The following is a 12,671-nucleotide window of genomic DNA, read 5'->3' on the forward strand; positions in this document are numbered from 1 at the left end:
CCTCACTCCTGTTCCAGAAGTCTCGCTTCGAGGTCCCGCAGGTCCTTGACCAGGTTGCCGCGGACCTGCCGGGCCAGCAGCGGTGCCGCCAGCCGGTAGAAACCTCCCTCGCCGCCCTGGACGCGGATGCGGGCGAGGGTGCCGTCCGGGTGGGGCTCAAAGGTGTACGTGACGTGCATCGGCATAGGGCCGGACACCGAGACCATGTCCAGCAGCGACGGCGGTTCGTACGCGGCGACCCGCAGCACGTAGTCGATCCGCCGGCCCAGGAAGTACGCCGTACGGGTCACCTCGGCGCCGGTCCCGAAGCCGCCGCCCTCCGCCTCCGCGGTGAGTGCTGCTGTACGAATCCCCTGCGTCCAGTCGGCGTCGTGACGCCAGTCCATGGCGTACGCGGCCACACGGTCGGGCGGCAGCGGGATGACGCGGTCGGCCGTCACGTCGATCGTCATGGCATCGAGCATCCGCCTCTTGGGGAGGGGCCACCACCCGGTACGCACATGCGGAGGACGTCCCGCGTCAGAGCTCCGTGCTCGGCCAGTCCAGCAACCGCGCGCCGATCACGGCGGTCTGGAGCATGTAGCGGTGGGCCGGGTCGGACGGGTCGGCGCCGGTGAGCTGGTGGATGCGTTGAAGGCGGTACGTCATGGCCCGCACGCTCAGCGAGAGGCGGCGGGCGGCCTCGGCGGCGACGCAGCCGGAGTCGAAGTAGGCGGTGAGGGTGTCGAGGAGGGGCTGGGCGCCGCCGCGGGCGGTGGTGAGCGGGCCGAGCGCGTTGACCACGAGGTCGGCCATGGCCTGCCGGTCGCGGGTGAGGACGGGGTAGACGAGGAGGTCGGTGGCGCGCAGCAGCGGCTCGTCGAGATCGAGACGCTCCGCCAGTTCCAGGGCGCTCAGGGCCTCTTCGTACGACTGCACGACCCCGCCGGGGCCCGGCTGCGGGCGGCCGATGGCGACCCGGCCGCCGTCGGTGGCGGCGTGCGCCTGCTTGGCGAAGTAGGGCAGGACCTCGTCCTCGTGGCCGGGGGCGATGCACAGGAGCCTGCCGTCCTTGGTGGTGAGCAGGACGTTGCGGTTGCCGAAGCGGCTGATCAGGGCCTGCTCCACCCGCCGGGGCACGGCACCGCCCTCGTCGTAGGCGGTCGGGCCCTGTGCGACGGCGACGGCGTGGGCGTGGGACAGGCGCAGTCCGAAGCGCTCGGCGCGTTCGGCGAGGCGGCCCAGGTCGCTGCGGCCGTAGAGGAGGTCGTCGATGAACTCCCGGCGGGCCGCCTCCTCCTGACGCACCGCCAGGCGCTGGGCGCGTTCGTAGCCTTCGGCGAAGGCGTCGATGACCTGCTGTACGGCGGCGAGTGTGCTGTCGGCCGAGCCGGGGGCGTCCGGCCAGGCGGCGCGGGCCGCGGCGAGGTGGGTGACGACCAGGGCGCGCAGACCGTGGCCGGCGTCCGCTGCCTGTTCCCCGAGTACGCGCCGGGACTCGATCTCCGCACGGGTGAGACGGCGGCCGGTGGCCGAGACGTCCGCGAGGATGCGGGCATAGCCGTCCAGATACTGCTCGGGTATCTCCCGCTGCGTCACGTCGTCCCCCGCAATCTTGATGCCCTGGTGACGGCTTCTTAGCGCTTCACCGGCATGCAGACCTTAGTGAACTCTGCCGGGAACCGGCAATGCGCGGGCGGACGTCGGGCGGGCATCATGCCGTGCGGGGAGCACTGCGGATGGTTCCGGTGCCGGGCACCGGCAGGTGTGCGGCACCGGGACCGGGCGCAGACAGTGGGACGTCCAGGGGGCGCGCGGGGTGCCGGAAGGGGCGGACGATGCGGACACTTGTCGAGGCCGCCACCGGGTTCCCCGTGATCCTCTGCACCACCGCCCTGATCGTGGTCGTGGGGTTCTGGCTGCTGGTCGGCCGGGGTGCTGCGGCTGATGGTGCCGGTCGCCGCGCTCTGCGCCGACTGGTGGCTGATGTGTGTTGTTACGACCGCTGCACCGACTCCGTCGGCTCATCGCCCGCCTCGACGAACACGAAAGTGCCGAAAACCCGGCGATATCGGCGATCATCCCCTGGATACTGGTCGCCCATGGACATGGATGAGGTCGAAGTCGTCGTCGCCCATTCCGAGCGTGCGACGCTGCGCGTCGGTGACGTGTTCCTGAAGGTGGATGCCGATCAGGCGCGCATCGACGTCGAGGTCGAGGCGATGGCTCTCGCGCCGGTCCCGACCCCGGAGGTCCTGTGGCGCAAGCCGCCCGTGCTGGCGATCGCCGCCGTGCCGGGCACGGCGCTCGGTCGTCTCGGCAAGCCGTCGACCGCGTCGCCGGCGGCGTGGGCCGCGGTCGGCGCCGCCGTTCGGAAGCTGCACGAAGCGCCGTTGCCGCCCTGGGTCGGCCAGCGCCGCCGGGGTCCCGACGAATTGCTGACGGAACTCGAGGGCGAATGCGAGTTGCTCGTGGCGAGCGGCGTCCTCCCCGCCGACCTGGTCACCCGTAACCGTCAGGTCGCCGAAGCCGCGATCCGGCAGTGGACTCCCGCGTTCACGCACGGCGACCTCCAGATCGACCACGTCTTCGTCGACGCCGACGAGGTCACGGGCATCATCGACTGGTCCGAGGCGGGCCGGGGTGACGCCCTGTCCGACCTCGCCACGTTGACGATCGGACACCCCGAGCACCTTGACGACGTCATCGCCGGATACGGCACCGACATCGACCTCGACGTGATCCGTGCATGGTGGTCGCTGCGCAGTCTGCTGGGAGTTCGCTGGCTGGTCGAGCACGGCTTCGACCCCTTCGCGCCGGGCTGTGAGGTCGACGTGCTGAAATCCCGGATGTGAGGTCCGCGAAGCCATGACGGCGCTGCGGGAGTGCTTGACCAGCCGTCGACGTGCTCAGCGCAATCGCCATGGCCGGGCCGCAGATTCTCATGGACCGTGAGAAGCGCTCGCTCGCCCTTGGTGCGTCGTTGAGGTGTTCGGTCAACGGCTCGCTGTGTATGGGGCGTTGGGGTTGTCGGGGCAGGTGTGGTGATATGCCGCGTGTGGGGTGTTCGGCGGTCACTTCCCGCTCGTTCGCCGTTCATCTGTCGCCTTGATCCTCCACACACGCGGCGCGGTCGCGCGGCGGGAGGCAGCCGTGGAAGGCAGCGGCAACCAGGAGGCGTCATGGGACACGGACATCACCACCACAGTCACGATCACGACCACAGTCACGGTCACGCGCACGAGGCGGCTTCCGCCCTGCCCGCCGCATTCGACACCTCCGTGCCCGACGAGGCCCTCACCCCCGAGCAGCAGTCCCGCCGCACCTTGCTGCGCCGGGCCGGGCTGCTCGGGGCGGGACTTGCCGCCGGTAACGTCCTTGCCGCCGCCACCCCGGCAGCCGCCGCTCCCGCCTCCGGCGGCCGACGGTCCCAGGGCTTCCTGTGGCTGGCCGGTGACCACCACATCCACACCCAGTACAGCAGCGACGGCAAGTACCGCGTCGTCGACCAGGTCCGCCAGGGCGCCCGGCACGGCTTGGACTGGATGGTCATCACCGATCACGGCAGCGCGACGCACGCCAAGATCGGCGTCGACAAGGTGAACCCGGACATCAGGCAGGCCCGTGCCGCCTACGAGGACACGCTCGTCTTCCAGGGCCTGGAGTGGAACATCCCGGCCGCCGAGCACGGCACCGTCTTCGTGCACCCCGGCAAGAACGAGGTCGCCGTCCTCAAGCAGTTCGAGACCGACTACGACGGCAGCGTGAAGAGCGCGAGCGACTCCACGCCCGCCAACGAGGCGCTGGCCGTCGCGGGCCTGAACTTCCTCGCCGAGCAGGTGCAGCGGCGCAAGGTGAAGGACGCGCTGATGCTCGCCAACCACCCGGCGCGGCGCGGTGTCGACTCCCCGCACGAGATCCGCGGCTGGCGTGACGCCACCGGCTCGGGCCGGCAGATAGCCGTCGGCTTCGAGAGCGCCCCCGGCCATCAGGCCGCCGGACTGCCCGCGCCCCTGGGCATGGCCCGCGCCCGCGGCATCTACGACAACAGCCCCAGCGCCAACTCCTTCGCCGGCTACCCCCTGGAGAGCTACCGCACCTGGGGCGGCTTCGACTGGATGACCGCCACCGTCGGCGGACTGTGGGACAGCCTCCTCGCCGAGGGCAAGCCGTGGTGGATCACCGCCAACAGCGACAGCCACCAGGTCTACGGCGACACCGCGGTGCGCGGGCCCGGCGGCGACTTCAACGCCAACGGCCGCTACGAGGACCCGGTCTACGGCGGCAAGATCGACATCACGCAGGGCGACTACTGGCCCGGCCAGTACAGCCGTACCCACGTGGGAGCCGACGGCTTCTCCTACGCCGCGGTCATGGACGGCATCCGCGCCGGCCGGGTCTGGGTCGACCACGGACAGCTCCTCGACGGCCTGGACGCCAGGGTCGCGGGCGGCGGCCGGTGGGCCACGCTGGGCGGCGCCCTGCACGTGAAGAAGGGCACGAGCGTCACGCTGACGGTCGACGTGGCGCTCGCGGGCGGCCCCAACTGGGCCGGCTACGTGCCCAAGCCGGCGCGCGTGGACGTCATCCAGGGCGATGTCACCGGGCCGGTCGCGGACAAGGACACGTTCACCGCGCCGACGGCGAAGGTGGTGCGCTCCTACGAGGTGGACAAGTCCTCCGGCGTCGTCCGGCTGACCTACCAGCTCGGCCGGGTGGACCGGCCGCTGTACGTCCGTCTGCGCGGCAGCGACGGCAACCGGACCGCCGTCGGAGCGATGGGCGCGGCCGTCGACCCGGCGGGCCCGGCCATCGACGTCGTGGGTGACGCCGACCCGTGGCTCGACCTGTGGTTCTACTCCAACCCGATCTGGGTCCTGCCGTCGTGACGCCGTACGCACTCACGCTGGACCCCGGCGTCCGGGAGCTGCGCGCGGGCGATCACCTGCTCCAGGAGCTGGCCACCGAACTCGCCCTCCCCGAGGGCGTGTTCGGCTGCACGCACCTGGTACGGGGAGACCGTCCGCGCGTCGCGCTCTCCCTCGCCGTGCCGTCCGAGCCGCTCCTGAGCACCGTCCGGGAGCGGCTCGCCGCGCGAGGCCATGACGTGCGCGACGGTCTGCCCGACCCGGTGGGCCGTGCCGTCCTCTACCCGGGGGCCGCCGCCGTCACCGGCACACTGACGATCGCGGAACTGCTCACACGCTCGGCGATCGACCGCGTGACGGTACTGGGCACCCCCGGCCCGCCCGCTCCCGGCACGTTGCTGGTGACCCGCGATCACGTTCGCCCGCAGTGGCAGGACGGCGAACTCGTCCTGGCGGCCGTGCCGGCGGCTGGGGGAGTGCTGGTCCCGTTCGAGGTGCCGGAGCCGACTCCGTGCTGCGCGGACCACTGACACCGCACACCGGAATCAGTGGCCCAACACCAGCCGGCTGCGGTCAGCACACTCGTCCCCGGCCTGCCGGCCCAGCGGTCAGCCGGCGCAAGGCTGCCGCCTCCTGATGTGGGCCACCGCCCTCGTGGGCGTTGAACCCGTAGACGTTGATCTGCTTGTCCGGGTGCGACCAGGCGTTGAAGGCGGCGAAGACCGTGGACGGCGGTGCGACCTGGTCCTCCAGGGCCGTTGAGAAGAGGGCCGGGGCCTTGGCTCGGGCGGCGAAGTGGACGCCGTCGAAATAGGAGAGGGTCTCGTGGACCTGTGTGGCCCGCGTGCGGTGGACGGCGATCGCCATAGGGGATGCCGTTGGTGCCGCCGGCCGCGAGCGCGCCGCTTCCACGGCGCGGACGGCATCGGTGAAGACACGGCGGTAGTAGTAGTCGTGCGGCGACTCGATGCCGCGCGTCATGAAGCCGGGGTACGAGGGTGCCGAGCCGACCGGGTCCGGTGTGTCCCCGCCGGCCATGCGGGCGCCTTGTCCACGGGTGTCCATCACGAAGTGGGCCCGGCCCGCGGCGGGCCAGAGCAGATGCATGTGAGGGAGCCCGCGGCCCCCTCCGTAGCCGATGAACTGGACCACCACAGGGAGCGGCGTGGTGGTCCGGGCGGGGATCGTCAGCCGGCCCTTCACCGGGTGGCCGCCGAATCCGTTGAACGTCACGTCGTACACCTCGGGCAGTCGGCTCAGCGCACCTGGCGCTCGGGGACCAGGCCCTGGCGTTCCAGTTCGCCGAGGACCAGGCCGGCGAACGTCTTTGCCCCGTAGGCCGATGTGTGGGTGTTGTCGCCGTTGATGTTGGTCAGGTACAGGTCCTTGGAGGCCTCGACGCCCAGGCCTTCCACGAGGTCCTTGCTCATCTGGGTGAGGTCCACCAGTGGGACGCCCAACTGCGCGGCGAGGGACCGTATTTCGTTCGGAAGGTCCGCCGCCATCACATGCAGCGCCACGGAGTTGAGGGTGCCGTCGGAGTTGAAGCGGCGGCGGACGATGGGCGTGACGAAGACCGGTTGCCCGCCGTGTGCCTCGACCCGTTCGGCCATGGCCGTGAGGTTGGCGCGGTACACGTCGGCGGTGGTGGTCTTGTCGTTGTGGGCGAGCTGGATGAGGACGAGGTCGCCGTCGTGGATGCTCGTCTCCAACTGGTCGAACAGGAGCGGGTTCGCCAGGAAGGAGACCGTGCTCTCGCCCGAGTCGGCGTGGTTGGCGATCGAGATGCCGCGGCGCAGCAGTTGGGGGAGTTGCTGTCCCCAGCCGGTGTACGGCTCCAGGGGCTGGTCGCAGACGGTGGAGTCGCCGGCGAGCAGGATCTGCCGGGCATGCGTCGCCGGGGTGACCTTGAGGCCCGCGATCCGCGGGGCCGAGCCCTCGAAGCGCAGGTCCAGGCCGGGGCTGCCGACCTCGCCGGTCGGCTCGCCCTCCACGGCACGGACGTCCACCGTGAAGCTGCGGTGGGCCCGGTCGCCGGCCGCGGTGACGGTCTCGCCGAGCACCGCGCGGCGCTGCTCCGCGCTCACCGAGGTACTGCCGGCCGTGTCACCGCCGAGCAGCACGGAGACGTCGTAGGTCCCCGGCGGGACGTCGAAGTGGCAGACGACGGGCGCGGTGCCCGTGCAGTGGGACGCCGGGGACGGCCACGCCGACCCGTGGGCGGAGGCGGGCTGGGCCGTGACCGCGGTGAGCGCGGTGAGGGCGGTCAGCAGCGCGAGGCCACCGGCGGTCTTGCGGGCAGGGCGGAGCGAACTCATGGTGAACGTCCTTCCGAAAAGGGGTGTTGGTGGGGTGGGGACGCTGAGTCAGCGGGCCTCGAAGGCGCCCAGGTCCGGTGCCGCGCCACGGTAGGGCAGGCCCACGTCCGCTCCCTGGTCGATGAGGGTGCTGGTGTCCGCTAGTCGGAGGTTGGGCAGGACGGGCAGGCTGCCGGTGGCGTTGCGGGGCGCGTCCCAGCCGGTCGTGGAGACGCTCTTGAACTGGGTGTCCGACAGGGTGACGTCCAGGTTCCACGTGTTGTGGGCCGAGTCCGTGCCCGTCATGTTCGACGTGAGCGTGCCCCCGTAGGCGATGTTGTTGCGCAGGACGCCCAGGCCTGTGTTGTTGCCGTCGGGGGCGACACCGAGCATGTTGAAGTCGGGGTGATTGGCGTAACTGGTGTTGTTGAAGTAGTCGTTGGCGACGGTGTGGTGGTTGGCGTAGATGCCGGAGGCCCGGTTGGCGAAGGCGACCGAGTTGCTGACGGTGTGCTTGGCGCCGCCCTCGACATAGCCGCCGCCGTAGCCGCCGGCCTTGAAGCCCACGCCGTTTCCGGCGGCGGTGGTCGTCTGCGGGAGGTAACCGTTGCGCCAGGACCAGGAGTTGTCGATCGTGACGGACGAGAACGCGCGGATCAGGTCGAAGCCGTCGTCGGAGTTCCACCAGGCCCGGCAGCCGCGGAAGACGTTGCCGGGATTGCCCGCCGGGATGTGGGCGCCGAAACCGTCGGCGTTCTCGCCCGCACCACCGGAGCTGTGGGCGTCGTAGTTGTCGTGCGAGTCCGAGTTCAGGACGAGGTTGCCGCCGCCGTCCTGGATGAAGAGACCCGGCCCCATGTTGTGGTGCAGGTCGAGGAGTTCGAAGGTGTTGTCGCTGCCGGAGATCCAGATGCCCCAGGACTCGTGGTTGAGCTCGTTGTTCTGCGGGACGCCCGTGACCTCCAGCCCTTTGAGGTGCAGGTGGTCGGCCGTGACGTCGAAGCCCTTGATACGGCAGTCGTCGCGCATGCCGGAGAAGTCGAACACCGGCCTCTCGCCCGGGTAGGCCCAGTAGCGGATGGGGGCCGCCGCCGTGCCGCTCCTGCTCAGGGTGATCGCGTCGACACGTGCCGTCTGGCTCGCGCAGGCGCTGTTGGCCCGGGTGTAGGCGTAGGTGCCCCCGCGGAAGTACACGGTGTCGCCCGGCTGGACGACGTTCTGTGCGTGGGCGATGGTCGCCCAGGGGGCCGACTTCGTCCCGGCGGCGCTGTCACTGCCGGCGGGGGAGACGTAGTAGACCTGGGCCGTCGCGCCGTGTGCCGAGGGCGGGACGACGACTCCGGCGGCAGCGCAGACGACGGCGGCCACCGCGAAGGTGCGGGGTGGGGTGAGCCTGGTGCTTCTCATACGCGTGGGTGTCACATCTACTCCTTTGTAGACGGTGGGGGAGCGGTGCGTGCGGTGGGGCGGGCGCCGCAGGAGGCCCGGACGACGAGCGACGGTTGCAGGTGCACCTGCCGGACGGGTGCCGGGGTGGTGCCGCGTGCGGCGTGGTCAAGGCGGTCCAGCAGCAGGGCGGCGGCCTGGGAGCCGACCGCGTGCTTGGGTGGGGCGACCGCGGTGAGGGGGACGTCCGCGAGTTCGGCGATCTCGTCGTCGTAGGCGATCAGGGCGAGGTCGTCCGGGGCGCGCAGACCGCGGGAGGCCATGCGGCGCAGCAGTTCGATGGCGTCGTGGTCGGAGTGCACCAGCGCGGCCCGGACGCCCGTGTCACGGCAGGCGTCGAGGAAGACGTCGTAGTGCGGCGCCGCCTCGGTCGAACCCTGGGCCGGCCGTCCGCTGTCGACGACCGGCACCCCGGGGGTGAGCCCGAGGTGCCGCACCGCGGCCGAGTGGCCCTGGCGCAACAGGGCAGCGGTGGGGCTGCCGTTGGTGAACAGGGCCACGCCTTCGTGCCCCAGCTCGGCGAAGTGCCGGATCGCCGCGTAGACGCCCTGGCGGTGGTCGGTGACGGCGAACTCGCAGGGCAGGAACGGATTGGGCGGCCTGCGTTCGATGAGGGCGAACGGCAGGCCCGTGGCCGCGAGCCGGGCGTAGGTGTCGGGGGCGAGGCCGTGTCCGTGCGGGGAGGCGATCAGCAGCCCGGAGGCGCCCGAGCGGTGGAGTTCGTCGATGCGCTGCGCGTCGTGTTCGTGGGCGTAGCCGCTCAGCCCGATGACGACCCGCGCGCCCCGTCGTGCGGCCTCCGTCTGCACGCCGTCGATGACCTGGGGGTAGTAGTAGCTGGCCGAGGGCACGATCAGGCCGATGACGTGGGTCTCCGCAGGCAGTGGGGCGGGTGAGGGTGGCGTGGTGTCGGCCGGCAGGGCGCCGCCGCGCACCCGGACGACCAGCCCGCGGCGCTCCAGGTCGATGAGGTCGCGGCGTACCGTCGCCCGCGACACACGCAGCAGCGCCGCGAGATCGACCACCTTGCGTCCGCCGGACGCCTCGAGCGCGCCGACGAGCTGCCTGCGTCGGGAGTCGACGAGTACGTCGGGCATGGCTCCTCCTTCCGTGGCCGGGACCGTGGCTCGCCAACGTGTCCGAACAGCACGCCTAGCCGATCGCGTCGCCCACGAGCGCCAGACACTGGATCGCCGCCAGGCCGTACTGGGCACTGGCATTGGTGGACAGCGGTGCCTCGTCGACGGGGTTGAGGACGGCGGGCCCCTCGTAGTGCTTGGTGGCGAAGGAGAGACTGTCGGGGTAGCCCGCCGCGCCCTTGCGCAGCTCGGTCACGGCGCGGGCGGCGAGGGCGCTGTCGTCGAGCTGCTTCGCCGCGTAGGCGGTGGTGCGTGCGTAGGCCTGCCCCAGGTTGAGGCTGCCCCAACTGGAGCCGGTGGCGGCGATCTGGTCGGCCTTGGTGCCGTTGTAGAGGCGGCAGAACTCGGTCCACTTGGCCTTGACCTCGGGCAGGTCGACCAGGCCGATCAGCTCGGTCATCACCTCGATCAGACCGAACACGCTGCTCAGCGCGCCGACGGAGACGGACTTCTCGGTGGGCCCGCTGTACGTGCCGTCGGCGAGGTTGTAGCGGATGTCCCCGCCCTGCGCCCAGCCGTTGGGCAGGGCCGCGATGGTGGTGGCGCTGTTGAGGAGCTTGGTCCTGGCGATCGGGTCGCCGTTGCGTTCCCATTCGGCGAGCCACGCCATGGCCAGGGCGCCCCAGTCGGTGGTGGTGCTGATGCCGAGCGCCTTCGGGTCGGGCTCGTAGGCCCCTTCGCGGATCTTGCGGCCGGGGTCCAGGACCAGGAAGGTGCGGTCGCAGTCGACGAGGTCGTGCAGGATGTCGCCGATGCGTTCGTCGGCGGTGAGGAAGTAGTGGAAGCGCCGGTAGGCGGCGTTGCTGATGCGGACCTGCTTGGCGCTGTCGCCCCAGTGCATCACACCGTGCCGGGTGCCGAGGCCGGCGTATTTGCCGAGGTGGTAGACGTCGACCTCGCTGGTGTGACGGCTCATCGCCTCGACGAAGCGGAACGCGTCGGCGTCGCCGGTGCGCAGGTAGTGGTACCACAGCCACATGTCGGTGGACAGCTCGGAGTTGTCCCAGGCGTAGCCGCCGACGTCGTAGCACCAGGTGTGCCGCGTGCCGTCGTAGGTGTGCATGATGTCGCCGTAGTCCCAGAAGCCGTACCAGGAGCGCTGGTCGACCTGCTCGCGGTGATACGTGTGCATCTGCTGAAGGCGGTCCTCGATCGTCTTCCTCGCGGCCGTCGAGCGGTCGACCGGGCTCCAGGAGCCGAACACGCCCGCGGAGTGGAGGTGTTCGGGGCTGCTGACGATCAGGGGCGGGGTGGCGTTGGCTGCGGCGAGCGCGGCGAACCGCTCTGCGGTGGGCGTGGCCTCCAGCGCCCAGAACGTCAGCTCAGTGGTGCGGGCGACGCCGTAGGGGCTGCCGAAGCCGGGCTCGTAGTCCTCGTAGGTGATCTCCAGGGCGTCCAGCTGCTTGTCGTAGGTGTCCTCGCCCACGCCGTCGTGGTAGAAGCGCAGGTCCATCGCGCCGGCGCGGGGCGACCACATCCAGACCGTGGCGGTGGCCGTGTCGCTCGCCGCGCCGGTGATCTCCAGCTCGGTGGGGTGCAGTTGCCAGAAGTTGCGCATGCCGAAGGCCAGCCCGCCGGTGGGGGAGCCGACGTAGGCGAGGCCCTCGGCGCGCTTGCCACCGTCGGCTCTGATCCAGGAGTGGCCCTCCTTGGTGCGCTTGTGGATCTCGAAGCCGTGCGCGTTCAGTTGGGACAGGCGGTAGTCGCCCCAGGCGGGGATCCACTGGAGCCGACTGGTGACCCGGGTGTCCCAACTCGCGGCGTCCGGCGTGGCCTTGCCCTCGTACTGGGCGGTGCGCACGGCCGCGCCCGGGTCGCGGCGCAGCCCGGTGATGCCCTGGACCGCCTCGGCGAGGACGCCCTTGCCGTCACCGGCGAAGCGGACGTGCCGGTTGTAGAGCTCCCCGCGCATCGGGACGGAGAAGCGCACGCCGAGCCCGTTGACGAAGTCCTTCTGCTCGTTGCCGTCGAAGACGAAGGTGTGCACGACGCGGATGGCGTCCGACCCGGCGTAGAGGTAGAAGCGGACGGTGTACGGCAGCCAGGAGCGCAGCCCCTTGCGGTGCTTGCCCTCGACGCGGACGACGGCGCGGACGGGGCCGTCCTGCTCCACGTGCACGGCCTTGACGGTGCTGGTGAACGTCTCGGATCTGACGGTGGCGGACTCGCCGGACGCGCTGTCCTGGCGGGAGGCGATGAGCCGGCCGGACGTGGCGATCTCGGTGCCGCCGCGTCTGATCGACTTGATCAGGTCGTTGCCGGACTTCCCGAAGGTGACCTGGACGACGCCGGTGTCGACGACGACCGTGCCGCTGTCGCTCGTGACGCGCACCGGCTTCTCGGGGGACTTGGGGCTGCCTGCCACGAGGCGGTACGTCTCTCCGCGAGGCCCCGCGTCGGCGACGGCGTGGGCGGTCCACTTCACCGAGCCGTCCGGCCACCAGCCTGTCGGCCACGTCTGTACGGGCACGGGTGTGCCGGAGTCGCTGGTCAGGGAGAACTCCTGGTCCGGAGCGAAGGCTCCGCGCGGCCAGGGGACGCCCCAGGTGGTGCCCGCGGCGAGTTCCGCGGGGGTGCCGCCCTCCAGCCACCGCAGGGTCACCGGGTCGTGGCCGGTGAGATCGGCGGCCGGGGCGGCGTCGCCGGCTGCCGCGGGCGCGGCATGCGCGGTTGCCGAGTGCGAGGCCAGCAGGACGGAGGCGCCGCTTGCTGCGGCCGAGGCGAGGACGGTGCGTCGACTGAGGTGAACCACGGTGGGCGACTCCTTGAGGACGGGGTGAGGGCCCTGATGCTTAAAACGTTTTCAGGGCGTACGTACGGCAATGACGACCACGTGACAGGCGTGAGAGTGGGATGGTTGCGCTGTGGGGGACGTCGTCGAGGGCCAGGAGTGGAACCGTTTGCGGCTCGATTCCGACTCGGCTGTGGCTGACGGTGGACAT

9 protein-coding genes and 1 pseudogene are annotated in these 12,671 nt (G+C 71.1%); 3 read left to right on the forward strand and 7 right to left on the reverse strand.

The features are described 5' to 3' along the window. Positions 1–2: 2 nt before the first annotated feature. Both IQ210_RS15130 and IQ210_RS15135 read right to left on the reverse strand, forming a co-directional pair. Positions 3–452 carry an SRPBCC family protein gene (locus tag IQ210_RS15130; protein WP_194079499.1) on the reverse strand — a complete coding sequence of 150 codons (450 nt, stop codon included), beginning with the start codon at positions 450–452 and terminating at the stop codon, positions 3–5. Between the two features lie 67 nt (positions 453–519). After that, the gene (locus tag IQ210_RS15135) at positions 520–1,578 is read right to left on the reverse strand and encodes a PucR family transcriptional regulator (RefSeq protein ID WP_194079500.1); all 1,059 of its coding nucleotides are present in this window, start codon (positions 1,576–1,578) and stop codon (positions 520–522) included. A 509-nt stretch (positions 1,579–2,087) separates the two neighbouring features. On the opposite strand from IQ210_RS15135, the gene IQ210_RS15140 reads away from it, so the two are divergent. The 3 genes from IQ210_RS15140 (at position 2,088) to IQ210_RS15150 (ending at position 5,377) form a co-directional block, all read left to right on the forward strand. Further along, positions 2,088–2,834, forward strand: coding sequence for a phosphotransferase family protein (locus tag IQ210_RS15140; RefSeq protein ID WP_194079566.1), 747 nt, complete (start codon positions 2,088–2,090; stop codon positions 2,832–2,834). 327 nt (positions 2,835–3,161) lie between these two features. Next, complete coding sequence (locus IQ210_RS15145) at positions 3,162–4,868, forward strand: PHP domain-containing protein (protein WP_194079501.1); 1,707 nt, start codon at positions 3,162–3,164, stop codon at positions 4,866–4,868. Further along, positions 4,865–5,377 (forward strand): hypothetical protein, encoded by a 513-nt coding sequence (locus IQ210_RS15150; protein ID WP_194079502.1) that lies wholly within the window; start codon positions 4,865–4,867, stop codon positions 5,375–5,377. Before IQ210_RS15145 ends, IQ210_RS15150 begins: the two co-directional genes overlap by 4 nt. A gap of 43 nt (positions 5,378–5,420) precedes the next feature. On the opposite strand, the pseudogene IQ210_RS15155 reads toward IQ210_RS15150, so the two are convergent. The 5 genes and pseudogenes from IQ210_RS15155 to IQ210_RS15175 all read right to left on the reverse strand — a co-directional run. Further along, positions 5,421–6,092, reverse strand: a pseudogene (locus tag IQ210_RS15155) (acetylxylan esterase); the annotation flags it as partial. A gap of 11 nt (positions 6,093–6,103) precedes the next feature. Next, entirely contained in the window at positions 6,104–7,165 is a 1,062-nt protein-coding gene (locus IQ210_RS15160; RefSeq protein ID WP_194079503.1) for a rhamnogalacturonan acetylesterase, read from the reverse strand. A gap of 48 nt (positions 7,166–7,213) precedes the next feature. Further along, complete coding sequence (locus tag IQ210_RS15165) at positions 7,214–8,551, reverse strand: right-handed parallel beta-helix repeat-containing protein (RefSeq protein WP_194079504.1); 1,338 nt, start codon at positions 8,549–8,551, stop codon at positions 7,214–7,216. Between the two features lie 17 nt (positions 8,552–8,568). Then, positions 8,569–9,687 carry a LacI family DNA-binding transcriptional regulator gene (locus tag IQ210_RS15170; protein WP_194079505.1) on the reverse strand — a complete coding sequence of 373 codons (1,119 nt, stop codon included), beginning with the start codon at positions 9,685–9,687 and terminating at the stop codon, positions 8,569–8,571. A 55-nt stretch (positions 9,688–9,742) separates the two neighbouring features. Further along, a complete protein-coding gene (locus tag IQ210_RS15175) occupies positions 9,743–12,481 on the reverse strand; it encodes an exo-rhamnogalacturonan lyase family protein (RefSeq protein ID WP_194079506.1) in 2,739 nt (912 codons plus the stop codon). Positions 12,482–12,671: the final 190 nt, after the last annotated feature.

Source organism: Streptomyces justiciae (genome assembly GCF_015163075.1).
GTDB classification, from domain to species: Bacteria; Actinomycetota; Actinomycetes; order Streptomycetales; family Streptomycetaceae; genus Streptomyces; species Streptomyces justiciae.

What these genes read in the sequence shown, in the direction of transcription:
- IQ210_RS15130 (WP_194079499.1), bottom strand. Translation starts at nt 452, where the DNA reads ATGACGATCGACGTGACGGCCGACCGCGTCATCCCGCTGCCGCCCGAC.
- IQ210_RS15140 (WP_194079566.1), top strand. Translation starts at nt 2,088, where the DNA reads ATGGATGAGGTCGAAGTCGTCGTCGCCCATTCCGAGCGTGCGACGCTG.
- IQ210_RS15145 (WP_194079501.1), top strand. Translation starts at nt 3,162, where the DNA reads ATGGGACACGGACATCACCACCACAGTCACGATCACGACCACAGTCAC.
- IQ210_RS15160 (WP_194079503.1), bottom strand. Translation starts at nt 7,165, where the DNA reads ATGAGTTCGCTCCGCCCTGCCCGCAAGACCGCCGGTGGCCTCGCGCTG.
- IQ210_RS15165 (WP_194079504.1), bottom strand. Translation starts at nt 8,551, where the DNA reads ATGAGAAGCACCAGGCTCACCCCACCCCGCACCTTCGCGGTGGCCGCC.
- IQ210_RS15170 (WP_194079505.1), bottom strand. Translation starts at nt 9,687, where the DNA reads ATGCCCGACGTACTCGTCGACTCCCGACGCAGGCAGCTCGTCGGCGCG.